This window comes from Cohnella caldifontis (assembly GCF_029360585.1).
Taxonomy (GTDB): domain Bacteria; phylum Bacillota; class Bacilli; order Paenibacillales; family Paenibacillaceae; genus Cohnella; species Cohnella caldifontis.
Map to the genome: position 1 here is coordinate 176,843 of NZ_JAQZSJ010000010.1, position 24,108 is coordinate 200,950.

General features: G+C 62.7%; 17 protein-coding genes. 1 reads left to right on the top strand and 16 read right to left on the bottom strand.

The annotated features are described in order from the left end of the window. Positions 1 to 63: 63 nt before the first annotated feature. The 3 genes from PTZ19_RS15600 to addB all read right to left on the bottom strand — a co-directional run bounded on the left by PTZ19_RS15600 (position 64) and on the right by addB (position 8,496). The gene (locus PTZ19_RS15600) at positions 64 to 675 is read right to left on the bottom strand and encodes a hypothetical protein (RefSeq protein ID WP_276355995.1); all 612 of its coding nucleotides are present in this window, start codon (positions 673 to 675) and stop codon (positions 64 to 66) included. A gap of 241 nt (positions 676 to 916) precedes the next feature. Further along, positions 917 to 4,963 (bottom strand): UvrD-helicase domain-containing protein, encoded by a 4,047-nt coding sequence (locus tag PTZ19_RS15605; protein WP_276355996.1) that lies wholly within the window; start codon positions 4,961 to 4,963, stop codon positions 917 to 919. After that, entirely contained in the window at positions 4,960 to 8,496 is a 3,537-nt protein-coding gene (gene addB / locus PTZ19_RS15610; RefSeq protein WP_276355997.1) for a helicase-exonuclease AddAB subunit AddB, read from the bottom strand. The genes PTZ19_RS15605 and addB overlap by 4 nt, the downstream gene beginning before the upstream one ends. A gap of 156 nt (positions 8,497 to 8,652) precedes the next feature. Here addB and PTZ19_RS15615 point away from each other — a divergent pair, with 156 nt between their 5' ends. Continuing rightward, positions 8,653 to 9,636 carry a Na/Pi cotransporter family protein gene (locus PTZ19_RS15615; RefSeq protein WP_276355998.1) on the top strand — a complete coding sequence of 328 codons (984 nt, stop codon included), beginning with the start codon at positions 8,653 to 8,655 and terminating at the stop codon, positions 9,634 to 9,636. A 315-nt stretch (positions 9,637 to 9,951) separates the two neighbouring features. Here PTZ19_RS15615 and PTZ19_RS15620 read toward each other — a convergent pair whose 3' ends face one another. From PTZ19_RS15620 to PTZ19_RS15680, 13 genes are all read right to left on the bottom strand, one after another. Next, positions 9,952 to 11,355, bottom strand: a complete 1,404-nt coding sequence (locus tag PTZ19_RS15620) for a class I SAM-dependent rRNA methyltransferase (protein WP_276355999.1) — start codon at positions 11,353 to 11,355, stop codon at positions 9,952 to 9,954. A gap of 47 nt (positions 11,356 to 11,402) precedes the next feature. Further along, on the bottom strand, positions 11,403 to 11,840 hold the full coding sequence (locus tag PTZ19_RS15625) for an NUDIX hydrolase (protein ID WP_276356000.1): 438 nt from the start codon (positions 11,838 to 11,840) through the stop codon (positions 11,403 to 11,405). Between the two features lie 85 nt (positions 11,841 to 11,925). Beyond that, positions 11,926 to 13,275: a tRNA (N(6)-L-threonylcarbamoyladenosine(37)-C(2))-methylthiotransferase MtaB gene (gene mtaB, locus PTZ19_RS15630; RefSeq protein WP_276356001.1), complete on the bottom strand. Its 1,350-nt coding sequence runs from the start codon at positions 13,273 to 13,275 to the stop codon at positions 11,926 to 11,928. Next, positions 13,268 to 14,050 carry an RsmE family RNA methyltransferase gene (locus tag PTZ19_RS15635; protein WP_276356016.1) on the bottom strand — a complete coding sequence of 261 codons (783 nt, stop codon included), beginning with the start codon at positions 14,048 to 14,050 and terminating at the stop codon, positions 13,268 to 13,270. The genes mtaB and PTZ19_RS15635 overlap by 8 nt, the downstream gene beginning before the upstream one ends. A 102-nt stretch (positions 14,051 to 14,152) precedes the next feature. Then, complete coding sequence (locus PTZ19_RS15640; RefSeq protein WP_276356002.1) at positions 14,153 to 14,839, bottom strand: site-2 protease family protein; 687 nt, start codon at positions 14,837 to 14,839, stop codon at positions 14,153 to 14,155. Beyond that, positions 14,836 to 15,825, bottom strand: a complete 990-nt coding sequence (gene prmA, locus PTZ19_RS15645) for a 50S ribosomal protein L11 methyltransferase (RefSeq protein ID WP_276356003.1) — start codon at positions 15,823 to 15,825, stop codon at positions 14,836 to 14,838. The genes PTZ19_RS15640 and prmA overlap by 4 nt, the downstream gene beginning before the upstream one ends. Positions 15,826 to 15,872: 47 nt before the next feature. Next, positions 15,873 to 17,462 (bottom strand): response regulator, encoded by a 1,590-nt coding sequence (locus PTZ19_RS15650; RefSeq protein WP_276356004.1) that lies wholly within the window; start codon positions 17,460 to 17,462, stop codon positions 15,873 to 15,875. Further along, the gene (locus tag PTZ19_RS15655) at positions 17,437 to 19,332 is read right to left on the bottom strand and encodes a cache domain-containing sensor histidine kinase (protein WP_276356005.1); all 1,896 of its coding nucleotides are present in this window, start codon (positions 19,330 to 19,332) and stop codon (positions 17,437 to 17,439) included. The genes PTZ19_RS15650 and PTZ19_RS15655 overlap by 26 nt, the downstream gene beginning before the upstream one ends. 131 nt (positions 19,333 to 19,463) lie before the next feature. Then, positions 19,464 to 21,167: an extracellular solute-binding protein gene (locus tag PTZ19_RS15660; RefSeq protein WP_276356006.1), complete on the bottom strand. Its 1,704-nt coding sequence runs from the start codon at positions 21,165 to 21,167 to the stop codon at positions 19,464 to 19,466. Positions 21,168 to 21,242: 75 nt separating this feature from the next. Further along, entirely contained in the window at positions 21,243 to 22,133 is an 891-nt protein-coding gene (locus PTZ19_RS15665) for a carbohydrate ABC transporter permease (protein ID WP_276356017.1), read from the bottom strand. A 17-nt stretch (positions 22,134 to 22,150) separates the two neighbouring features. Continuing rightward, positions 22,151 to 23,140, bottom strand: coding sequence for an ABC transporter permease (locus PTZ19_RS15670; RefSeq protein ID WP_276356007.1), 990 nt, complete (start codon positions 23,138 to 23,140; stop codon positions 22,151 to 22,153). A gap of 305 nt (positions 23,141 to 23,445) precedes the next feature. Then, positions 23,446 to 23,760, bottom strand: a complete 315-nt coding sequence (locus PTZ19_RS15675) for a hypothetical protein (RefSeq protein ID WP_276356008.1) — start codon at positions 23,758 to 23,760, stop codon at positions 23,446 to 23,448. 3 nt (positions 23,761 to 23,763) lie between these two features. Next, on the bottom strand, positions 23,764 to 23,937 hold the full coding sequence (locus PTZ19_RS15680) for a YfhD family protein (RefSeq protein ID WP_276356009.1): 174 nt from the start codon (positions 23,935 to 23,937) through the stop codon (positions 23,764 to 23,766). Positions 23,938 to 24,108: the final 171 nt, after the last annotated feature.

Below are 24,108 nucleotides of genomic sequence, written 5' to 3' on the forward strand. Positions count from 1 at the left end.
TCAAAAACCCGGGAATCCTGCGATTTCCCGGGTAACAATTTACTTTCCGATTCACTTTCCGATTTACTTCCTTAACTCGGCCGCCAAGTCCGTCAACGCTTCCGCGGCATTCAGGGCAGGGTCGATCCACCCGTCGCCCGCCGCCATGCTGCGGTAACCGGCGTCTCCGCTCGGCACGTGAAAGTCCGCGAGCGCTTTGCGCATCCGGTCCGTCTCCGTCCGGACCCGCTCGAGCGCCTTCTTCTCCTCTGCCGTAAGCGGGCCTTCGTGTTCTCCGATCGTGTAGAGGAGGCCCTTCGGCTCGCCGACGATCAAGTCCCCCGCGTCCGCGAACGGTCGCAGAGCCGCTTCGTCGGACATTTGAGAAGTCCGTTTGGAGGCGTCGGCTAATAGCTGCTCCGTATCACCCGCCGCATTCGCGGCTTGCCCGAACAAGGTTTTCGCCTGCAGCCGCGACGGCATGTCGTCGTTTTGGAGCATCAGCACGGCCCCCGCGTTCAGCTTCTCGGCGAAAAGAACGGCCTGCCCGTACTGCCGAGCCAACCGGCTTCCATCCTCGGCCTTTTCCGCTTGTTGCGCGAGCAGAAGCTTGGAATAGACCAACACGAACAGAATCGCGATTCCGGTGATGATCAGCAATAAGATCGGAACCGTATAGGAACGTTTGCTTTCCACGATTACAAATCCTCCCGTTCTGACAAATCCCCCAAAAGCGACGCGAACCTCAGCAGCCGATTCCGAATGATCCGGGGTCCCCGAAAAGCAATCGGAAATCGCTTCGCAGGCCATCTTCACTTTTCGGCGAATGCGTAAGGGGCGCCCCCAAAACCAAAGCAAAAACGGCTTCGACAACCAAGAGGAGTACGAACGCAGGGCGCACCTGCAATCCTCCGCATCCGCGCTGCCGAAACGCCGCCTAAAGCAGCTTTACCGCATGACCGCCTTCGAAGAAAAACACGTAGGCTTCCCTCACCGGCAGTCCCAAGATGGTTCCCACGGCTTCCGCGTACTTCCCGACTTGGAAGCGATGCTTCTCCGCCGCTTCCTCCGGACGGCCGCCCCGCAGCCGGTCCGTCTTGTAATCCACCAGCACCAGCCCCCCGTTCTCGGAGAAAAGGCAGTCCACGACGCCCTGGATGATCACCAGGTCCCCGGCGTCCTCTCCCGCAAGCCCGCCGTACACGTCTCCCGCCGGAATGCCGTACGTAAAAGGAACCTCCCGCCATACCCGGTCCGCGCCGCACATTCTCGCGAAAAGCGGGGTCCGGCAAAACGCGGCGATTTCCCCCGGATCGACGGCGGCACGCTGCTGCGGGGTCAAGAGCCGTTTTTCCACCATTCCGTCCAAGAGCTCCGTTATGCCGTCCGCTTCTAAACCGATCCGCAGGGGAAGATGTTGCATCACCATATGGAAGGCGGTGCCGCGCTCGGCCGGCGTCAGCTGGTGTTCAGCCAGAAAACGAGGCCGCCTCAGGCGGAACGTGAGCACCGGAGAAGCCGAATCGGCGACGGCTTCGCCCGCTGCGCCGCTTCCGGCTTCAGCCGGCGGAGTCGGCGCCGCCGCATCCGCCGAGTTCCCGGAAGCCCGCTCCGCATCGGCTTCCCAGCCTTCCGCATCCGCCCGGCCGTCCGATTCTTCGTCCCATCCCGTCGGCGCGGAAGGCGCCGCAGCGAGCCATTCCGCTTCGGCCAGTCGCGTTTTCCAGGCGGTGATCGACGTTTTGGCCGCCGAACGCGCGGCTTGTTCATGCGGATACCGCCAGGAGAGCACGGAACGGACCCATTCGCCTGCCGGACTTTCCGGGAGATCGACCCGTTCCCCGCTCACGACCGCGTTCCAGACGGCGTCTTCCTCCGCCAACGTCTCCCGGGCTGCCGCCGCTTGCCGGGTGAATGCCGCGGCCGAAACGACGCGGAGCTGCCATGCCGCCGGGTCCCCGTTTGGCACACCCGGTCGAATCGGATCCGCCGATGCCGATCCGTTCCCTCTCGTACCGGTCAGCACGGCCGCGGGGCCGAGCCAGTCCAAATAACAGGAAGCCGATGCAGCGGCGAAATCGGGCAGCCGGCCGTCCGACAGCGACGCCGTTTCGCGCCAGCGGTCCCATGCTTTGGCGGCATCCTTGACGGTGCCGATCAGAATCAGCCTTTCCTTGGGGCGCGTCAGCGCGACGTATAGCACCCGCATTTCCTCTGCCAGCATTTCGGCTGCCAGCCGCCTGCGGATAGCCAGCTGCGGAAGCGTCGGATACGTCACGCGGGTTTCCGTTTCCACCATGCGGGGGCCGAAGCCGAGCGTCTTGTGCTTGAGAAACGGGCCGTTCAAATCCCGCATGTTGAAGCCGCGGCCGATTCCGGCCACGAACACGACCGGGAACTCCAGCCCCTTGCTCTTATGGATGGATAGGATCCGGACGACGTTCTCCCCTTCGCCCAGCGCGCGAGCCGCGCCGAGATCGGCTCCGGTGTCCCGCATCCGGCCCAGAAAGCGCAGAAAACGGAACAGCCCCCGGAACCGGGACGAACGTTCGAAAGCCAGCGCCCGGTCCACCAGCGCCCGCAAATTCGCCTGGCGCTGCGTGCCTCCAGGCATCCCGCCGACGAAATCGTAATAGCCCGTATCGCGGTACAACGTCCACAGCAGATCGCCGAGCGGCTCCCTCCTGGCGAACTCCCGCCATTCCGCGAGCTTGGCCGTGAAAGCGGCCGCGATGCTCCGCAGACGCTCCGGCACGTCTTCGCTTTTCGCCGCCGCCCGGACGGCGTCCCAAAATTCGCCCCGGCGGTCGCACAGCCGGATCGCGGCCAGATCGTCCGCGCTTAAGCCCACGATCGGGGAGCGAAGGACGCCGGCCAGCGGGATGTCTTGCCGCGGATTGTCGATGACCGAGAGCAGGGACAGCATGACATCCACCTCGGTCGCGGCGAAATAGCCGGATGCGAGTTCCGCGTAGGCGGGAATGCCCGCCGCCTTCAGCTCTTCCAGCCAGGCGGGCGCAAGCGCCCCGGCCGCGCGAAGCAAGATGACGATATCCCGGTACTGGACCGGACGGTATAGGCCGCTTTTGCCGTCGTACACGGCGAAAGGCGGACGGCCTTCTTCGCCCTCTACCAGCCTGCGGATTTCCGCCGCCGCGCATCGCGCCTCAAGCTGAGCCGATTCCAGCTCCTCCGTTTCCTCCGAGGCCGATTCGACGCCGGCGTCTTCCTCCTCCTTCGGCACGTCTGAGGCAATTTCCGGAGAAGGAGTCGATTCCAGCACGATCAACTCCACGCCGCCTCCGCCGGATAACGGACCTTCGGCCGAGCCCGGTCCGTTTGCCGAAGCCGCAGGGGAACCCTGGACATCCGCGCCTTCCGGATAACCTTCTCCGTAGACCAGTTCCGCCCGCGCGTCGTAATCCATTTCCCCGACGGGTTCGTGCATGATCAGGCGAAACACGTGGTTGACCGCCTGGAGAATTTCGCGGCGGCTGCGGAAATTGCGCGCCAGGTCGATGCGGAGCCCCTCCGCGGGCCCGCCGTCCCCGGACGTTCCTTCCCCCCACACGTCGTAGGTTCGGTACTTCCGCATGAAAAGCCCGGGCTCCGCCAGACGGAACCGGTAAATGCTCTGTTTCACGTCGCCGACCATGAACACGTTGCCGGGATCGCCGCGGGCGATCAGCGAGACGATCGCTTCCTGGACTTCGTTCGTATCCTGGTATTCGTCCAAGTAGATTTCGGAAAATCGGTTGCGGAAATCTTCGGCCGCCGCGGAAGGAACGCTGCGTTCCGGCGTCGACTCCGGCGCCCTCAGGATACGGAGCGCGTAATGCTCCAGGTCCCCGAAATCGAGCAGCCCTTTCGCCCGCTTGGCGGTTTCGTACCGTTCGCCGAACGAGATCGCGAGGTCCGCCAGCGTCTCCATGTCCGGCGCCAGCCCGCGCATCTCCTCGGCATAGCGCTCGGGCGATCGGACCAGCCATTCTTCGGACAGCTTGGCCACGATTTTCTTGGCGGCGTCGCGGTATCCTTTGACCCGCTCCTGCATGTCAGGATCGTAATCCTCGCCGCGGCAAGGCTTTAATCGTCCGAAAGAACAGGCAGCGAACGCTTCCTTCCAGGCCGACCAGGAGTCGGATTCGAGCGCCGCCAGCAGTCCGCCGACCGTCTGGAGGTCTTCCCGGAGCGTCTCTTCGTAGGGCGACGGTCCGCCCGGATCCCCGCATAGGCGAACGCCCGCTTGCAGCATATACGACGCGCCCTGCAGCTGCAGCCTGGCGTCTCCGAGCAAGCTTCGGACCCAGAGGGAGCGCAGCAACTCCGAAGCGTCCGACACCCGGAATCGGCCGGCCATCTCCTTCAGCCAAAATTCCGGCCACGGATGGCTGCTCGCGAATTCGTGCAGTTCCAACACCAAACGGTGCAGCGGCTCGTCGCTCCGTTCTCCCCCGAAACGGTCGGCCAGCCGCGCGAGCGGCCCGTTCTCGCCTTCCCGTCCGTACGTCTCTTCGAAAAGCTCGTCCAACGTGTCCATGCGGAGCAGTTCGGCTTCCGTTTCGTTCGCGATGCGGAAGCCCGGGTCCAGGCCGATAAGCGGCGCATACCGTTCCACCACCTCCAAGCAGAAGGAGTGCAGCGTCGTGATCGCCGCCCTCGGCAGCAACGCCAGCTGCCGCGCCAGATGGCGGGACTCCGGCGAACGCTCCAGCGCTTCTTCCAGCGCGTGGCGGATCCGCTCCTTCATTTCGGCCGCGGCGGCCTTGGTGAAAGTGGCGACAAGCAGCGAATCCACGCTCAAAGGCCGCTCCGGATCGGCGATCCGCCGGATGATCCGCTCGACGAGCACCGCCGTTTTGCCGGAGCCGGCCGCGGCGGCCACGAGCAGATGGGAGCCGTCCGCCGCGATCGCGGCCCACTGCTCGTCCGTCCACCGGCTGCCGGCCGGCTTCGCGGGCCAATGTTCCGATTGCCGGGTCATTCCGGCTCCCTCCCTTCCGCCGCGCGGGCGAGCTTATGCCACACTTCTTCGCGGCTGCCCGGCTTGGCCAGCACTTGATAGGCGTTGCCGTCCAGCTGCGGATCGAATTGGCAGACCGGCCGGTATTCGCAAAACTGGCACGGACTGCGCCGCTCCATCCGGTACGGGGCGATCGCCACGTCGCCGGACACGATCCGCTTGCCGATTTTGCGGATTTGGCCCCGCACGGACGAGCGGAGCACGTCCCACTGGTCCTTGTCGGCCACTTGCGAACGCGCCGAGAACGTGCCGTCTTTCTTGAATTCGACGGGCACGACCGCGGATTTGGGATTCCGCTCCAGCGTCACGTCCATCCGCTTCACCGCGTCGCCGTCGGCGAGCAGCAGCCCCTGCATCCGGAACTGCCGCAGCATGGCCGCTTGCGCCTCCTCCTTCGACATGCCGTTCGTCGTCGGAATCAAAGGGTTGCGCACATGGAAATACAGCACGCCGGCGGGTTTGGCCGGCCTGCCCAGCCAATGCGGGGCGCTCGTCACGACGACGTCCAGGTAAGCGAGCATTTGGAGCGACAAGCCGTGCGCCACTTCGTCCAGCTTCAGCTTCACGGCGCCGGATTTGTAATCCATGATCCGCAGCAGCAGCCCCTCCGGCGTCTCGGCCGCGTCGACGCGGTCGATTCGGCCCGCGATTTCCATCGCCCGCCCGCCGCCGAGATCCAGGGTCAGCGGCGGAAGCGGCGCGTCCGGGCCGAAGCCGAGCTCGAGGCCGACCGGCCGGAAATCCGACACCCGCGCTTGTTCGCCGAGCATGGCGGAAGCTTGCGCCACGATGTCGCGGAGCTTGCGCGCCATCACCTCGTGGCGGCGGGAGGACAGCAAAATCCGCGATTGGACGCGGGGCAGCAGCCGTTCGACCGCGGCGGCGGCTTCCCGCTGCCAGTCGGACGAGTCCGCCGCCAAAATGCCGGGCGCCAGCAGCTTCTCCGTCGTCTGGCGAAGCGCGGCGTGGAACAGCTGCCCGATGTCCGGCGCGTCGACCCGGTACAGCTGCCGTTCCCTCAAGCGCAGGCCGTGCGAGGCGAAATGCCGGAACGGGCAGGCCACGAAACGTTCGATCCGCGACACGCTGGCCCGCAGCCGGTCCCCGTACAGCAGGAGGCTCGTTTCGGGGGAAAGCGGCCTTTCCTCGTTCGTATAGGTCAAGGAAGCAAGCAAGCGGCGGTGCTTGTCCCGCCACTCCGCCCGTTCGGACAGCCAGTTATGGACCGACCACCAGCCCGCCGCCGGGCGCTCCCCCAGACGCAGCATCCGCAGCCGGCCGAGGAGATGCGTCAGCGCCCGGCCCGGATGGACCGCGTATGCGAGCTGGGCTTCCTCGGATTCCCCCGCGGCCGGTTCCAGCGCCTCGGACCGCACCGGGATACCCGGAAACCGGCGCTTCAACCGCCCGATCCATTCGGATGGAAGCAAGCCCGAACCTTCGTCGTCCGCGAGCGGCCACGAAATCCATAAATGATCGGACGGCGTCGTGAACGCGAGATAGGCCAGGAAATTTTCGTCCAACAACCTCCGTCTTGCCCCGGGGGCCATCGCCAGACCGGCGTCCGCCAGCCATTCCCGTTCCTGCTCCGATAACAAACCGTTTTCCGGGATCCGTTTCGGCAGCACGCCGTCGTTGACTCCGAGAAAATAGACGATTTTGAGCCGGTCCGACCTCGTCCGTTCCGGACTGCCGACCAAAACCGCGTCCAAGGAAGGCGGCACCGCTCCGAGCTTCAGCTCTTCCAGGCCGGCATCGATCATGCCGGCGAACAGGGCGGCGTCCATCGTCAAGCTGCCCGTCAATTCGACCAGCTGATCGAGCAAATTCATGACCCCGTCCCACAGCGGCCGATGCATGGCGGCCCGTCCGGGCCGGCCCGCGGCGGCATCCGCCGCCGCGAACCGCTCCAGCCGGTCGGCGGCGCCCGTCTCCTCCAGGAACCGGTATACCGCTTCGCACATGCCGCGGACGGAACCGGCCTTTTTGAGCCGTTCTTCCAGCGCCCGGAGGGGGCCCAGCAGCGCGTCCCGCACCGAAAGCAGGCGGTTCATCCGGGTTTCGGTCTCCTCCGGAGCCGGTTCCTCGTCCTCCAGGTCTCCCCGGGAGAGCGGACGCCACATCCGGTCGTCATGCCAACGCCAGCCCTCGATACCCGCGGCCAGCGCGTAATTTTCCAGGCGGTCGACGTCGTCGCGGCTCGGACGCTGCCCGGGTACGCCCAAGAGATCCGTCTTGGCGCAGCGGAACACGGCATCGGCTTTCCAGCCGCCCGTTACACACTCGAGCGCGGAACGGACGAGTTCGACGAGCGGATGATGGGAGACGGCGGCTTTGCCGTCCAAATAAAAGGGAATCCCGTAATCGTTCAACACCGCGGACAGCAGATCGGCATAATCGTCCACGCCCCGGACGAACACGGCGAGATCCCGCCAGCGCCGTCCTTCTTCGCGCACTTGCCGCAGCATGTCGCGGGCGGCCGCTTCCGCTTCGGCCCGCCGATTCGACGCGGCGTGCAGGGACAAGCCGCATCCGGGCGCATCCGGCCGCAATGCCGCCGGGTCTCCCGGCCAAACCGCGGACCTCGATTCCCACCGGCTCTCCAGAAACGCCAAAACGGGATTGCCGGAAAAACGGGGGTTCGTTTCCGGGGTCAATACGACCGCCGGCTCGATCGGAATGCCGGCCGATTGAGCCAATTCGCAGAGCTTGGCCGAGGTTTCCGCCGCGGGATGGAACGTCAGCAGCTCGTCCGGCTTCTCGCCGGCGCCGTAAGGCCGGTCGACGCAAAGCGCCGCCGTCACCCGGACGGACCGCCGCATCAGCGCTTCCACGACGGCAAGCTCCCCCGGGGTGAAGCCGTGAAACCCGTCCAGCCATATTTCCGCCTCGGCCAGCCACGCCGAAGCCGCGGCGCCTTCGGCGAGCCGGGCCAGCATGTCTTCCCCGTCCATCCATCGGCCGGCCAGCTCCTGCTCCATGTCCCCATACACCAAAGCCAGATCGTGCAGCTTGTCGGCCAGAAGCGGCAGCTGTTTCTGCCCGCGCACATCCGGACTTCCCGCGGTTTCCGCCATCCGGCCCGGAGGGAGCGCGTAGCGCTTCCACTCCGTCAACAGTTCGTTGATCCGGGCGATCAGCCCGTTTTCCGAGGGGCCTCCCCGGAATAGGCGAAGCTCGCCCCGGCGGTTTTCCAAAATTTTATGTAACAGCATCGCTTTGCCGTTCTCATGGATCGGAACGACGGCGAGTCCGCCCGTTTCCTGCAAAATCCGGAACGCCAACCGGCGGAAGCTGAGCACCTGCGCGCGCAGGAATCCCGGAATGCCGGGCGTCCCCGCCATCGCCCGCTCCGCCTGGAACGTGGCTTGCTCCGGCACGATGAGCAAAAGCGGCGGACCGAGCGGATCCCCGCGCAGCCGGTCCCGGATCTCATCCAGGCAAAACCGGGTTTTGCCGCTGCCGGAGCGGCCGGTTACGAGCCTCAGCGACATCCGTGTCCCTCCCCGTTAAACTCGTCCCTGCCATTGTACCATACCCGCGTCCATGCGCACAGACGTTCGCGGTTACCGGGAATCCCGGTCGGCATTCATGTCTTGTCCATGCCGGTCATAGGCTTGGATAGGACAAGGAAAGGCGGGATATGCCGAATGGCGCTCAAACTGGTGTTGTTTTCGGTCGTCGGATTCGCCCTGCTGATCGGCGGCATGAAGCTGACGGAAGCCGCGCTCACGAGATGGGCGGGCAACCGGCTGGCTTCGTGGCTGCAGACCGCGACGTCTACGCCGCTCCGCGGTTTTCTGTTCGGCACGGCCGCGTCGGCTTCCCTGCAAAGCAGCACCGCGGTCACCGTGCTGACCATCGGCTTCGTCAACGCGGGGTGGATCGATTTTTCCCGCAGCTTCGGCATCATCCTGGGGACGAACGTCGGGACGACCCTGACGACGGAGATCATGAGCCTGCAGCTGCACCGATACGGCTGGGCCTTGCTGGCGGCAGCCTTCACCGGATGGCTATGGACGGCGGTGAAAGCGGAAATGGGGACAAACGGAGCGGCGCCGAGGGGATCCTTGGTGCCGCTCCGCTACGGATCCGTCGCGCTCGCGGGATTCGGCTTTTTGCTGATCGGATTCGAAATCCTGCTCGGGATGGGGAGCGTGCTGCAGCAAAGCGACCTTTTCGTGTCGCTGATGGATACGGCGGCGGACCATCCGCTCGTCGGCTTGCTGGGCGGCGCCGCGCTTACCGCGATCGTCCACTCCAGCTCCGCCGTCATCGGCATGGGCATGGCGGCCGCCGGCACCGGCGCGATGTCTCCGGAGGCCGGCATCGCCGTCGTGCTCGGCGCCAACGTCGGCACTTGCTTCACCGGCCTTGTGGCCTCCCTCGGCGGCGGTCCGGGCGGCCGGTTCGTGGCGCTCACCCAGCTGGCGCTCAACGTGGCCGGCGCGCTCCTCTTCCTGCCGCTGATGCCGCTGCTGCAAGGCGCCGCGGCGATGTTGTCCCCCGGAGACCCGTCCGCCCAGATCGCCCACGCCCAGACGATCTTCAACGCCGCGTGCTCGATCGCGGCGCTGCCGCTCGCGTATTGGCCGTGGCGAAGCAAGCGGGGGCCCGGAGTGTATTCTACTTAAACGAATCGAACAAGCGGTAAAGCGAAAAACCCTGGCACCGTAACATACGCCAAAGGAATGGTGCACAAGAGGAACAACCTCGATTGAAAAAACCAGACCGCCATTACGGGAGGCCTGGTTTTTTGCACCGCCGCAACAGCGGACACCGTTTAGATTATCGCCCGTCCGCATACCCGCCAACGTGCCTGAAACGCGCCTTTGACGTCATGCGGGTGTCCAGAGGGCGCAGCGCCTCGGAATCCCCCTCCTGGAGGAGGGGGACTTAGGGGGTGGTCGAAATAAGGGGGTGGTCGAAATAAGGGGGTGGTCGAAAGCTCACAACTCCGTCCGGCTGCGGACCTCGAAAACGCCGAACTTCAAATAGTGGCCTTCCTCCACGCCCGCCAGGCGCGGATGGTCGCGGCCGGCTCCCCGCCACTCGATCAGGCGCAGCGTCTTGCCCGCGTCGCGGGCCGCTTCCTGGATCGTCTCCAGGAACAGGTCCGGCCGGACGTGGAACGAGCAGCTGGCGGTCACCAGATAGCCGCCTTCATTGAGCAGCTTCATGGCGTGCAGGTTGATGTCCTTGTACCCCCGGCAGGCGCCGGCTACCGCTTTCTTCGTCTTGGCGAACGCCGGCGGGTCCAGGATGATGACGTCCCAGGTCCGTCCCTCCGACGTCAACGGCTTCGAGGTGTCGACCTTCCCCTTGCCCTGCGCGCCCGCCGCTTCTTTGCCCCCGGCCCGCGCGGCCCGCTCTTCCCGGCCCGCCACCTGGCTCCGCAAGTACTCGAACGCGTCTTGGACGACGAACTCGACGCGGTCCGAGAACCCGTTGCGCTCCACGTTCCGCCTCGCCGTCTCGATGGCGTGCGCCGATACGTCCAGGCAGGTTACTTTCTTGGCGCCGTATCGGCAAGCATGCAGCGTAAAGCTGCCGGTATGCGCGAAGCACTCCAGCACGGTCGCCCCGTCCCAGTAGGGGAACGTCACGACCTTCCCGTTGGGGTTCACCGGCACGGTCTCCCGTCCCCGCTCCGTCTCCCGCTCCTCCAGGCGGATGCCGCTTCTCGCCCCCCAGCCTTTCATCAAAGGCGCGATCGAGGCGCGGTTTTCCCTCTGATCATGGAAGTAACCGGTTTTCTGCCCGCCTTCGATATCCACCTCGAGGCTCAGCCCGTTCTCTTCGATTTCGACGTAACGCGGGCATTCCCCGTACAGGACGCCCTTCCGTTCCTCCAGCCCTTCCAGCGTCCGGACGCCGACGTCGCTCCGCTCATAGACGCCTGCGGGGCGGAATACCTCGATCAGCGCGGGAAGCCAGACGTCCCGGGTTTTCTCCATGCCCAGCGTCAGCACCTGCACGACCAGCACGTCGCTGAAGCGGTCCACGATGAGGCCCGGCAAGAAATCCGCTTCCCCGTAGACGAGACGGCACGACACCGCGTCCCCGACGAACCGGCTGCGGAACGCCGCGCAACGCTCGAAGCGGCTCCGGAAAAAAGCCGCGTCCATCGCCTCCAGCGGCGTATAGGAGACGACCCGGACCGCGATTTGCGAGAACGGGTTCACGTACCCGACCGCCAGGAATTTCCCCTTGGCGTCGACGAGCTGGGCCAATCCGCCCGGTTCGGGCTCGCCTTCCCAACGCTCGATTTCGTTGGCGTATACCCAAGGATGCCCCTGCTCCAGCCGGGGACGGCGGGTGCGGGTCAGCACCGCGCGGGGTTGGTTCGACATGCGTCGTTCACACCTTTCGGGTTCTCTGCCGCCTCGGCGGCCGGACATCAAAGCGCGGGATCCGTCGCGATCCCGAGCGCGGCGAGCGCTTTGGCCAGCACCTCGCGGTTATTGTCGTAGCCGGAGGCGAGCTGCAGCCTCCACGCCTCCAAGGGCGGATGCCATGCCACGCCGGATATTTCCTCGACTTGCGCCTTCAGCGAGCCGCCGTCCGCTTCCACGAGGTAATAGTGCACCTCTTTGTCGATCGCGCCCCGGTCCGCCGATTCGTATGTATACCGGATCAAAGCCAGCGGCTCCACGATCCGGCCCTCGATGCCCGTTTCCTCGGCGATTTCCCGCAGCGCGGTCTGTTCCGTCGTTTCGCCGGCTTCCATCCTGCCTTTGGCCAGCGTGATTTTGCCGAATCGGTCCTCGATCAGCTGAATCTCGACGGCGCCGTCCTTCTTCCGGTACACGACGCCTCCCGCGGCGACTTCCTTCATGGCTTCTCTCTCCTTTTATGGTAGGGCTTCTAAAAAAAGATTCCACCCGTCCGGCGGATGAAATCTTTTTCGAACCGATGAATCTTCAAGCCCGCAGCGCCACGGCCGGGCTATCTTCCTCCACGCCCAGCAGTTCTCCCCGGCAATCGTTCACGCCGGGCTCGGTGATCCGGACGCGGCACAGCTTGCCTCGCAGCGATTCGTCGCCGCGGAACACGACGTTCAGGTAGTTGTCGGCATGGCCCGACACCCATCCGGCTCCCTTCGTGCCCTTCGGGTCTCCCTCGGGAATGACGACGAGCTCGCGGCCGACCCATTCCTTGGCATAGGAGAGCTGCATCTTCTCGGACAAGTCGATCAGTTTATGCACGCGCTCGTGCTTGACCTCCTCGTCCACCTGGTCCTCCATGCGCGCGGCGGGCGTGCCGGTCCGCTTGGAATACGGGAACACGTGCATTTCCGAAAATCCGACCCGCTGCATGAACCGGAAGCCGTTTTCGAAATGCGCTTCCGTCTCGCCCGGAAAGCCGACGATAACATCCGTCGTGATCGCCACGCCGGGCATCGCTTCGCGGATTTTCGCGATTTTCTCCGCGAATTCGGCCGTCGTGTACTTGCGGCGCATCCGCTTCAAAATCTCGTCGTCCCCGGCTTGCAGCGGAATGTGCAGATGGCGGCACATTTTCGGCGACGAGTTCAGCACGCGGATCATCGCGTCGTCGATCTGGCTCGCTTCGATGGAGCTGATCCGGATGCGCTCCAGGCCTTCGATTTTGTCCAAGTCCTCCAGCAGGTTCGCCAGCCGGTAGTTCTCGAGATCGTCTCCGTAACCGCCCGTATGGATGCCGGTCAGCACGATTTCCTTGTAGCCGGACCGGACCAGCTGGCGGGCTTGGTTCAGCACGCTTTCCGGCTTGCGGCTGCGGGACAGTCCGCGCGACCAGGGGATGATGCAGAACGTGCAGAAATTGTTGCAGCCTTCCTGGATTTTCAGGAACGCCCGCGTATGGTCCGCGAAATTCGGCACGTCCAGCTCCTCGAACTCGCGGGTTTTCATGATGTTGCGCACGGCGTTCACCGGCTTGCGCTCGTCCTGGATTTGGCGGACGAACGACATCAGCTTGTCCCGGTCCTGCGTGCCCACGACCAGATCGACGCCCGGAATCGCCATGATTTCGGCGGGCGACGTCTGGGCGTAGCAGCCCGTGACGGCGATGACCGCGTCCGGGTTGCGGCGGACGGCGCGGCGGATGATCTGCCGGCTTTTCTTGTCGCCCGTGTTGGTCACGGTGCAAGTATTGATAATATACACATCGGCGGTCGTCGTTTCGAAATCGACCTGCTCGTAGCCTTCGTTTTTGAACAGCTGCCACATCGCTTCCGTATCGTAGAAGTTGACTTTGCAGCCCAAAGTGTAAAATGCCACGCTAGGCACGTGCTTCTCCTCCCAGCTCTCCGGATTCGTACGCGAGGCACGCGAGCGCGTACAACGCTGCCGTTTCCGTTCTGAAAATGCGCTTGCCGAGCCCCGCGGGCACGGCGCCCGAGGCGGCGGCTTCCTCGGCCTCTTCCGGGGCGAAGCCGCCTTCGGGACCGACGGCGAGCAGCACGTTCGGCTGTCCCCGCGCCGGATCCCATTCGTTCCGGAACCCGGACAGCGTTCCCCGCAGCCCGGTTCCGGCCCGGCCTTCTTCTTCGTAACACAGCAGGACCAGATCGTATCCGGCCATCGACCGGATCAGCTCTTTCCATCCGCAGACCGGACGCACGTCCGGAACGGCGCTGCGATGGCTCTGCTCGGCGGCTTCCTTGGCGATTTTGCGCCAACGGTCCAGCCGCTTCGCTTCCTTGCGTTCGTCGTATTGCACCACGGTGCGCCGGGACAGGTACGGTTGAAACGCGTACGCCCCCGCTTCCGTGCCTTTTTGGATCACCGTTTCCAGCTTGTCGCCTTTCGGCAGGCTTTGGGCCACCGTGACCTTCCAGGCCATCTCGGCAGACGAATCCAGCACTTGCACGACGTCAGCCTCGATTGCATCCCGACCGACGGCCGTGACCTTCGCCAGCACGTCCCGCCCGCGTCCGTCGCAGGCGATGAACGTGTCGCCGGGCTTCGCCCGCATGACGGAGCCCAAATGCCGGGCATCCTCGCCCGTCAGCGTAACGGCCGTCTCCGTCATCTGCTCCGCCGGTATGAAATATCGCTGCATGACGCGCCAAGCCTCCCGAACGTTGTCCAACCATCATCATACCTCGTTCCGCGCGGTTTCGCCACCGCTTGCCAGCGTTTCCCGGCGGCGGACCGAACGGCGTCACGCCAGCGTCGGCGACGGCCGTGCCCCGAACAGGTGCGAAAGCAGCGTATCCATGCCGTGCACGATCGGGCTCGCGAGCGAAAACAGCGGACCGATCGTCACCGCCGACAACGGCGGGATGAAGACGATGAGCAGGAAAATGAACGTGCTCCACTGCTCGTACTGCATCGCCTTGATGCGGACGTGCAGCGGCATGAACTCTTCCACGATGCGGTATCCGTCCAGAGGCGGAAGAGGAATGAGATTGAATAAGAATAAGACCATGTTGTATCGAAGCCAATACTCCATGAAAGTATTGAAGGTATCGATGCCCGCCTGGGACATGTGAACGTCGGCCGCGATCAAGATATGAACCGTCAATACGCCCAGGAAAGCCAGCAGCAAATTGCTCACCGGTCCCGCCGCCGTCACCAGCATCGTCATGAGACGCGGACGGCGGAAATTGCTGCGCCGGACGGGCACCGGTTTGGCCCATCCGAAGTGGGCGATCAGGAAAAAGAGGATGCCCAGCCAGCTCAGATGGGCGAACGGGTTGAGCGTCACCCGTCCTTCCCGGTACGCGGTGTCGTCGCCGAGCTTCCACGCCGTCCAGGCGTGAGCGAATTCGTGAACGGTCAGGCCGGCGACGAACGCCAGGACGAAGAAGGGCAGTTCCTCCAGCGGGATTCCGAGCAGATGGCTCATGCGCCTTCTTCATCCTCCTTCGGCTTGCCCGCCACGAAGGCGACCCAATCTTCCTGGCGGACGCGGTCGATGATCTCGAACCCGGCCGCCAGGAGGCCAGCCTCGACATCCTCTTCCTTGTTCTTGTAAATGCCGGATGCGATATAGATGCCGCCCGGCTTGAGCACTTCCATCACGTCCGCGATGAAGAGCAGGATGATCTCCGCCAAAATGTTCGCCACGACGAGATCGACGGGCGGCTTCACCGCGGTCGCGGGAGCTCCCGCTTCGTCGTTCAGCACGCCGAGCAGGTCGCTGCGGCGGACTTCGATCGCGTCCGACAGGCCGTTCAGCTTGATGTTCTCCGTCGCGCTCGTCACGGCGATCGGGTCCAGGTCGAGCGCCAGCACGCGGGACGCGCCGAGCTTCACGGCGCCGATCGCGAGAATGCCGGAGCCCGTGCCGACGTCGATCGCCGTCTCGCCGCCGCGGATCGCGCCTTCCAGCGTCCGCAGGCAGAGCGCCGTCGTCGGGTGGGTGCCGGTGCCGAACGCCATGCCCGGGTCGAGCTCGATGATCACTTCCCCTTCGCGGGGCGTATACTCCTCCCACGTCGGCTTGATCGTCAGCCGCTCCGACACGCGAAGAGGTTTGAAATATTTTTTCCAGGCGTCCGCCCAATCCTCATCCTGGACTTCCGCCATAGAGAACGTCGCTTCCCCCGCGTCATATCCGTACTGCGGGAGCTCGGCGACCGCCTTCTTCAGCAGCGTCAGCACCGCTTCGATTTCCGTATCCTCGGTGAAATAGCCTTTGATTTCCGCATAGCCGGGACGGATATCGTTGAGCGGCTTGTCGTACCATTGTCCGAGCGACGTATCCCTCGGTTTGTCCTCCGTCCACGATTCTTCCACCGACACGCCGGCCGCGCCGTATTCGTATAAGTAGTGCGAGACCATTTCCTGGGACGGCTCCAGCGCCGTTACCGTGATTTCATGCCACCGCAAAGTTTGCGAACCCCTTCCGCCCGGCCGCGCCTTCTCCGGCCCGTTCATCAGCCTCCATTATACACGTTATCGTTTCCGCTAGGCAAAAAACGGGCGGCCGGCTGCTTCTGCCGGAATTCCATCGCCGTGATGCCTTCGCTTTCCCGGAACACCCGGTTGAACTGCTTCGGATTGTCGAAACCGACCTTGCGGCTGATCTCGTATACCCGGTCGTTCGTCTGCGCCAGCAGCTCTTTCGCCTTGCCGATCCGGACTTTCTTCAAATAGTTCGTGAAGCTCTCGCCGGTGTATTCCTTGAACCGCTCGCTGAAATAGGAATAGTTCAAGGAGACGTGGTTCGACACCACCGCCATGGTCAGATCTTTGTCGAAGTTGGCGTGGATGTAGGCGAGCGCGCGGGCCATTTCGTTCTGGTCGTCATGGACCGACTTCAAATCCCGGACGTACTCGTCCAAGGCGTACAGCAGCCCTTCCACGGCATGGAGATAATCCCGGACGTGCGGAAAATGGTAGAGGCTGCCGGCCAAACGGTACGTTTTGAGCACTTCGACCGAAGCCTCGCCATAGGTGCGGAAAGCCTGGTCGAACACCCATTCGTTAAGCAGACGGCACGCTTCTTCCAAGTATCCGATATCCGCCTCCGCCGCGGCCTCCGGCCCCAGCAGCTCCAGCAGCAGCGCCTTCATCTCTTTGTCCCGTCCGGTTCCCAGCATGTTGGCCAGCTTGCGGACCGTCTCTTCCGGCACCCGGCGGGAGCGGCCGCGGTCCCGCACGGCATCGTACCGGATCAGCGCGGATTCCGGAGGGCCGAGCAGCACGCGGTATTTGAGCGCATGGCACGCTTCCTCGTACTTGGCCCTTATCTCGGCCAGCGAGCGGCCTTCCCCGCTGAGTCCGGCCGCGTACGTGCCGGCCGCTCCGTTCGTTGAGGACAAATCCGCCGTCATTTCTTCGAACAGCTCCGGGTCGGCGGTCAACACGCACAGCCGGCCGTCCTCGCTCTCGAACGCGAGCCAGTCGCCGTCCCGCCTTTTCCCCCGCAAATACTGCTTTCCCCGGATCAAATTCCGCTGATGCCCCGGCGCGTCCAAAATGCCCACGTAATAAGAGGAGCCGAACCGGTCCAATCCGGCGTCGCGGCACTTGGCTTCGGCTTCCCCGGGGGAAACGCCGGGACTGGTCCACACATAACGGAGCGTGCTGAGCTGCATGCCCTCGCGATAACGTTCGGTCGCTTCCAGCCGGCTGTGGACGGCCTCTTCCCGCTCGAGGTCGGCTTCGATCCGGTTCAGCGCCGCGAACAGATCCTCCCGTACGATCGGCTTGAGCAAGTATTCCCGCACCTTGTGCCGGATCGCTTCCTTCGCGTACGCGAAATCGTCGTACCCGCTCAAGATCAGCAAGGCAGGAACGTCCGGCTTCGCGCTCAGCTCCCGGATCAGCTCGATCCCGTCCATTTCCGGCATGCGGATATCCGTGATGACGACTTCCGGGTGCTCCTCCCCGCACAGCGAGAGCGCCTGTTTGCCGTCGCCCGCGAGCAGGACGCGGTATCGCCCGGGAAATTCCCGTTCGATCATGGCTTTCAGTCCCAGCCGGATATTCTTTTCGTCATCCGCGACGAGCAGCGTTCGCATGCGCGATCGCCCTCCCTTCCATGGTGAGATACGGCAGCCGCAGCGTTACCCGGGTAAACAGGCCTTCCTCGCTGCTGACCGACAAGCCGTATTCCTTGCCGTAATGCATCCGGACGCGGTGCTGCACGTTCGCGAGCCCGATGCCGCTTCCTTTCGGAGTCGCGCTCTCCCCCGCTTCCGGCCGGCCGTCCGGCTGAAAACGGCGGTTCAGCGCTTCCGTTTGCCCGTCCGCCATGCCCACTCCGTCGTCGGTAATGGACAGCACCAGTTCGCTTCCCGACACTTCGGCCCGGATCTCGATGGTGAGGTCCCGGTTCCCCATCCCGTGCTTCACGGAATTTTCCACGATCGGCTGCAGCGACATCTTGAGCAGCTCCTGCTCCATCAAAGCTTCGGGGATCTCCGTCACGAGCGTCACCTGACGGTCGAAGCGGATGTTCGCGATGTTGACGTAATTAGCGATGTGGCTGAGCTCGTCGCACAAGCGGACGTAATCGCCGTTCCAGCGCATATTGTAGCGCAGCATGCCTCCCAGGGAAGTCAAAGCGTCGGAAATGTCCCTGTGATCGTGCACTTCGGCCATCATTTTGATGTTCTCCAGCGTGTTATAGAGAAAATGGGAGTCGATCTGGTTTTTCAGCGCCGCCAGCTCGGTTTCCTTGGCCGCCGCCTGCTTGCCGACCGCTTCGGCGATCAGTTCGTTCATTTTCCGCAGCATTTTGCGGAAATGGTGGGCCAGCTCCCCGACCTCGCCTCCTCCGCGGATGTCCAGGTCGATATCGAAATCCCCCTGCCGCACTTTCTTCACGGAATCGGTCAGCGCATGCAGCTTTTTCAGGATGATCGCGTTGATGAAATACGTCGCCAGCGTCAAGATGGCGAGCAGGATGACGAAGGCCAGCAGAATCCGGTTGCGGGTCCGGTTGATGTCGGAGTATACATGGTCGAGCGATACCACTTTGACCATGTAAGCTTGCAGCGGATCGATCGATTCGTACACGGCCAGAAACTGGCTGCCCCCCAGCCGGAAATCGAAGCTGCCCGTGCCCTCCGCCGAAGCCGAAATCGCGGTAAATTGCTGCTGCAGCACCTCGTCGGTCAGCCCGGCGCGATCGAGAAATCCGCTGCCGGGGTGGCGGAATAAATTCCCCTCCCGGTCCAGCACGACCATCTGGGCTTGTTCTTCCTCCAGGGGGTTAAACGTATTCGGGAAAAACTGGTCCAGCAGCATGTCGACTTCAAGCACCCCGACGTGGGTGCTCTGCGGATTCTGTACTTCCCGGTACAACGAAATCCGGGGCCTTCGGTCCTCTTCCACGCTGAGCCGGTTCTGCATCACGTCCCGTTTTTCGCGGCTGAACGCCCAGACGTCCATGCCCGCCGCCTCCATGACGGGCCCATACCAAGGATCTTGCCGGATCCGCCTCTCATAAAGGAACACCGGCCATATCTCGTACGTGTTCGGGTTGCTCATGTACAGCCGGATCAGCTCGAGGCTCGGATTGTTATACTGCAGGCGCAGGATGTCCTGCATCCGGATCGTATCGATGTCGATCAACTCCGGCACCGTCGGTTCGTCGGGCTGGGACAGATAGTCCTTGATCTCCTGGATCGTGGCCAACTGGGCGGCCCGTTTCATCGTTTCCATGTTGTTTTTGATATGGATCTGTTCGATCTCGAGCGAATTCAGGCTGTTCTTCTTCAGCTCCTCGATCGTGTTGCCGGTGAGCCCGCGGAAAATGTACAGGGAGATCAGAACGCTCGGAATGAGCAGGATCAAGATGTAGGCCGTGACCAGCCTTTGCTGCAGCGTCAGCTGCTCGAGCCGGTAACCCCATCGTTCGAAGGCGCCGATCCGGAATCTCCGCATGTTTCGTCACATCCGTTTCTCCGAGTAAACTGTGAATGCATCCTGCCGCAGGCCGCCGGAACAGGTCCCCGAAAACGCCCGAAAAAACCCAGTTGACCTGGGTTTTTTCGCGAATGCCGCGCGGGCGGCGGTTATTTCATGAATTCGGCCAGCTTTTTGATGTTTTCCTCGTACTTCTTCTGGCGGAACGCCTGGACGTCGGCGTAGCCGAGCTTGTCGCGTTTGGCGATGAAATCGGCCATGATCTGGTCGAAGTCCGCGTCCGACTTGGCGAGCAGCAGCTTCGGCAGCGCCTTGCCCCACTCGTTCGCGATCTTCGTCAAGGCGATGCCTTCCTTGGAGTTCGCCGGCGGATTGATCAAGTCGAATTCGGAATAGCTCTTCGTCTTGCCGAGGGTCCAGTCCTCCAATTGCTTGAACGGTTCGACCGAAGGCGGCTGCCATTGCAGGATCATGTTCGTATCCTGCTGCATCCAGAACGTCAGGGAGGAGCCGTATTTCTTGTCGAACGCGGAACGGTCCGTGTCCCGCAGCTTCAGCACTTCCGGCAGGAATTGATCCTTGCCGTCGATCGTGTCGTAGGACACGCCCTTCTCGCCCAAGTACAGGTCTTTCTGGCCTTCTTCGCTGATCAGGTAAGACAGGAACTTGATCGCCCGCTCCTTGTCTTTGACTTTCTTGGAGATCAGCGTGACCGTCCAGCCGGAGATCGCCGGTCCCGTCAGCGTCGGCGGATCCAAATTGGCGTTCGCCGGGCCGTCTACCGCGATGTAGACCGAGTTCGGATCGTTGGCGTACAATACGTTCTGCTGCGCCGCGAAATCGGTGCGCTGGTACAGCATCGCGAAGTAGCGGCCTTGCGCGATTTTCTCCTCCATCTGGGCCCGCTTGTCGACGAAGACGTCTTTGGAGATCAAGCCTTCCTGGTTCGCTTGGCGGAACACCTTCAGCCATCTGACGAATTCGGGATCCGTCAGGCGGTCGTACAGCTTGCCGTCCTTCTCGCGGGGAAGCGCGAGAAAACTCGACAGGTAGGAGGAATCCTGCGACATATCGATGAAGGAATAGTTGCCGACGTCGCCGAATTCATGGAATCCGATCGGGATGAGCGGCTGGCCGTTCACCTGCGGGAACTTCTCCTTGGCCATCCGCAGCGCGTTCAGGAACCCTTCCGGCGTGCGCATGTCCGGTTTGCCCAGCGCTTCGTACATATCCTTGCGCACTTCGAACGTCTGGTTGGAGAGGAACTTGGAACCGTATTTCTCGTAATCTTTCGGCGACGAGGAAGAGTTCGGATACATGTACGTCTTGCCGTCCGGCTCGGCGTACCAGGACAGCTTGGCCGGGTCGGCCACTTTGAAGAAGTACGGGTCGTATTCTTTGGCGAGATCGGTGAGCGACTCCACCAATCCGCCCTCGACCATTTTCTTCACGCCTTCTTCCCACCAGCCGAGGGTGATGAAGTCCGGCAGGTCGTTCGCCGCGATCATGGCGTTCAGCTTCTCGTTCTCGTTGCCGGCCGGGACGATGAAGTTGATGTTGACGCCGGTTTTCTTGGTGACGTATTGCGAGGTCGGATCGACGCCCCATTTGTTCGGGAACCAGGCGAAGTTCAGGTACCAGTCGAACGTGATCGGCGACGTGTCCGATTTCCAACCGGGCTCATCCGCCGCCGGCGACGCGCTTAGGCTGGCGTCGGCGCCGGCGCTGGATGCGGGAGGCTCGCTGGACGCCGGGCTGCCGCCCGAGGCCGCGGGCTCCTTCTTGGAACCGGAGCAAGCCGCGATGGCCAGCATGAGAGATAAGACGAGTGCGATGGAAAGCCATTTTCTCATGGTCATACCCCTTTGACAAGAATTGTATAAGATTCTCCCTCTCGGGAAAAGTGAAACCGTTTCCTTTTTCGCGGATCAACCCTTCAGCGACCCGATCATGAGGCCTTTGACGAAATATTTCTGCAAGAAGGGATAAGCGATGACGATCGGGAACGTCGTGATGACCATCGTAGCCATTTTGAGCGATTGCCCGGTCACCCGGCGGTTGATCGCCCCTCCGACGGCTTGCACCATCTGGTTCGAGCTGGACTGGGCGATCACGCGGTATAAGAACGTCTGGATCGGCTGCAGCACCTCTTTGTTGGTATAGAGAAGCCCGGTGAAGTAGTCGTTCCATTGCCAGACGCCGTGAAACAGCGCGATGGTCGCGACGACGGGCATGGACACCGGCAGGACGATCCGCGCGAAAATCGAGAAATCGTTGGCCCCGTCGATTTTGGCCGCCTCCTCCAGTCCATCCGGGATTTCCCGGAAGAAAGCCAGGAAGATGACGAGATCGAAGAAGCTGAACATGGCCGGATAAATATAGACCCCGAAGCTGTCGAGCAAGCCCAGATCCCGAATCCACAGAAAATTGGGAATCAGGCCGCCGTTGAAGAACATGGTGACCGTGCCGACGATCATGTAAAAGTTGCGGCCGATCAGTTCCCGGCGGGAAAAGGCGTAGGCGACCATGGCGGTGAAAAAGACGTGGATGACGGTGCCGAGCACGGTTTTGGCGATCGTGATGCCCATCGCGGTCATGATCCCGGCGTTTTGGAACACCGTCGTGTAGTTCTCGATGCTGAACGTTCTCGGAACCCAGTAAATGATGCCGCCGCTCATCGCGTCCTGGCCGTCGTTGAACGAGTTGACCAGGACATACCAAATCGGGTACAACGTAACGAAGCAAATGACGAGCATCCCGATCACGTTCAGGTTGTCGAACGCGACGTCTCCCAGCGTTCTGCGTTTTCGGGTTAACAGAAGGATCACCGCCTTGCTCAGAATAAGGAAGATTGGTTGATGCGCTTCGTCACGGAATTCGCGAAGAGCAGCAGGAACAGCGCGATGACCGATTTGACCAGGCCGACCGCCGTCGAATACGAGAACCGGCCTTGCGAAATGCCGACTTGATAGACGTAGACGTCGATCACGTTGCTGGCGCTTTCGTTCACCTGGTTTTTGAGGACCAGGATCTGGTCGAAGTTCGAATTCAGGATCCCGCTGACCGCCAGGATGAACAGAATCGAAATGGTGCCCCGGATGCCGGGCAGCGTTACGAAACGCATTTTCTGGAACCGGCCCGCACCGTCGATCGTCGCGGCCTCGTACAGCTCCGGCGATATGCCGGCGATGGCGGCGATATAAATGATGGCGCCCCATCCGAACTCCTTCCAGACGTCGGAGACGACGGCGATCGTCCAAAAATATTGGGGCTCGCCCAGATAGAAAATCGGCTCCTTCACCAAGTGCAGGCCCATGAGGATGTCGTTCACGATGCCGACGTCGGACAGCCAGGCCGTCAGGATCCCCCCGAGGATGACCCAGGAGAGGAAGTGCGGCAAATAGGAAATCGTCTGGACGACCCGGTTGAACCGGATCGAACGGAGTTCGTTCAGGAACAACGCGAATAGGATGGGAATCGGAAAGCCGACGATCAGTTTGATCAAACTGATGCCCAGCGTGTTTTTGATCACTTGGCTCATCTGGTCGTCTTCGAAGATCGCGCGAAAATGGGACCAGCCTGCCCAAGGGGCGCCTAGCGGACTGCCGATGCCGATGTAATCCTTAAACCCCAGGATCAATCCGTACATCGGGATGTAATTGAACAGGATCATCCAAACGAGACCGAGCAGCGCCATGGCTTGCAAGTAGCGCTGATTCCAAAGCCTGGCAAGGAACGGACGGCGCTTCGCCGCGTCCGGACGGCCGTACGCGATCGATTCCGGATTCGGATGTCCTCGGGTGTCGGTGTCCATGGATACAGGCATACGGTGGCGGGACCTCCTCTTCGGGTTGGCGCGTGAAGGTGAAAGTGCTTCCAAATCGTTAAAGCGATTGTATCCCTTCCGGAGGCCGGGCCGTAAGGTTCGAAATTTCGTATCGGGTTGCAATTTTTCGGGTCGCCGTTCGCGGCGAAACGAAGAAAGGCGTTAGCCCCGCGGGCTGACGCCTTTCCTTGGCCTTCTATTCCGATTTCGCAGGCGGAGTTCCTTTCAAGCCCCATCCCGCTCGCATTGACCCTCCAGACCGGTAAAACCGAGCGACGCGCGGCTTCGCTCCTGTCTTCCGGAGGCTAGCCCAGCATCTTTCCGCCGGCGGCGGAGATTACGCTGCGGGCTTGCTCCGCGGCCTCGGCGGGGATTTGGGCCGTCAGGCTGAACGAGGTCCCGCCGGCCGAGGCGGGCTCGTTCGCCCAACCGAACGACTCGACGGGGGCGTCCATCTCGGCCATTTCGGCGTCGAACGATCCAGCCGAAGCGTCGGCTTGCGCAAATCCGCCCTCACGCTCCAGCCGGAAGCAATCCCCGCGGAGGGAAGCCAGCTTGCGCACGGCCGATTCCGCCTGCTCCTGGCTGGAAAATCTCGCTTGGATCGACTGCATTTCCATGTTTCAGTCCCCCTCGTAGGAGGCCGCTCTCCGGTCCGCTTCCTCCGCCCGTTGCCGGGCTTCCAGGTCGTCCTCGTCGGCGAGCGCTTCCGAGAATTCGACGTCCTCAGCCGATGCCATGGGCAAAGAACCGCTCGTTTGCGTACCCTGCGGATTCTTTCCTTGTTTGCCTGCCATCCACATCCTCCTTCTGCCGATCGGCGTTCATTTCGTTATCTTGCGCTAGGGAGAGGAAGGTTATGCATGTTGGCTTCCTTATCTCCACTATCCCCTTCGCTCAGAAAGCGATCGGTTGGATGGGCAGAGGGGTTCGAGGGGTTCGAGGGGTTCGAGGGGTTCGAGGGGTTC

Bases quoted from the DNA above. Each gene is read 5' to 3' on its own strand.
- addB (WP_276355997.1), bottom strand. From the start codon at position 8,496: ATGTCGCTGAGGCTCGTAACCGGCCGCTCCGGCAGCGGCAAAACCCGG.
- PTZ19_RS15675 (WP_276356008.1), bottom strand. From the start codon at position 23,760: ATGGAAATGCAGTCGATCCAAGCGAGATTTTCCAGCCAGGAGCAGGCG.
- PTZ19_RS15640 (WP_276356002.1), bottom strand. From the start codon at position 14,839: ATGAGCCATCTGCTCGGAATCCCGCTGGAGGAACTGCCCTTCTTCGTC.
- PTZ19_RS15635 (WP_276356016.1), bottom strand. From the start codon at position 14,050: ATGCAGCGATATTTCATACCGGCGGAGCAGATGACGGAGACGGCCGTT.
- PTZ19_RS15660 (WP_276356006.1), bottom strand. From the start codon at position 21,167: ATGAGAAAATGGCTTTCCATCGCACTCGTCTTATCTCTCATGCTGGCC.
- PTZ19_RS15650 (WP_276356004.1), bottom strand. From the start codon at position 17,462: ATGCGAACGCTGCTCGTCGCGGATGACGAAAAGAATATCCGGCTGGGA.
- PTZ19_RS15655 (WP_276356005.1), bottom strand. From the start codon at position 19,332: ATGCGGAGATTCCGGATCGGCGCCTTCGAACGATGGGGTTACCGGCTC.
- PTZ19_RS15620 (WP_276355999.1), bottom strand. From the start codon at position 11,355: ATGTCGAACCAACCCCGCGCGGTGCTGACCCGCACCCGCCGTCCCCGG.
- PTZ19_RS15680 (WP_276356009.1), bottom strand. From the start codon at position 23,937: ATGGCAGGCAAACAAGGAAAGAATCCGCAGGGTACGCAAACGAGCGGT.
- PTZ19_RS15625 (WP_276356000.1), bottom strand. From the start codon at position 11,840: ATGAAGGAAGTCGCCGCGGGAGGCGTCGTGTACCGGAAGAAGGACGGC.
- PTZ19_RS15615 (WP_276355998.1), top strand. From the start codon at position 8,653: ATGGCGCTCAAACTGGTGTTGTTTTCGGTCGTCGGATTCGCCCTGCTG.
- PTZ19_RS15605 (WP_276355996.1), bottom strand. From the start codon at position 4,963: ATGACCCGGCAATCGGAACATTGGCCCGCGAAGCCGGCCGGCAGCCGG.
- PTZ19_RS15670 (WP_276356007.1), bottom strand. From the start codon at position 23,140: ATGCCTGTATCCATGGACACCGACACCCGAGGACATCCGAATCCGGAA.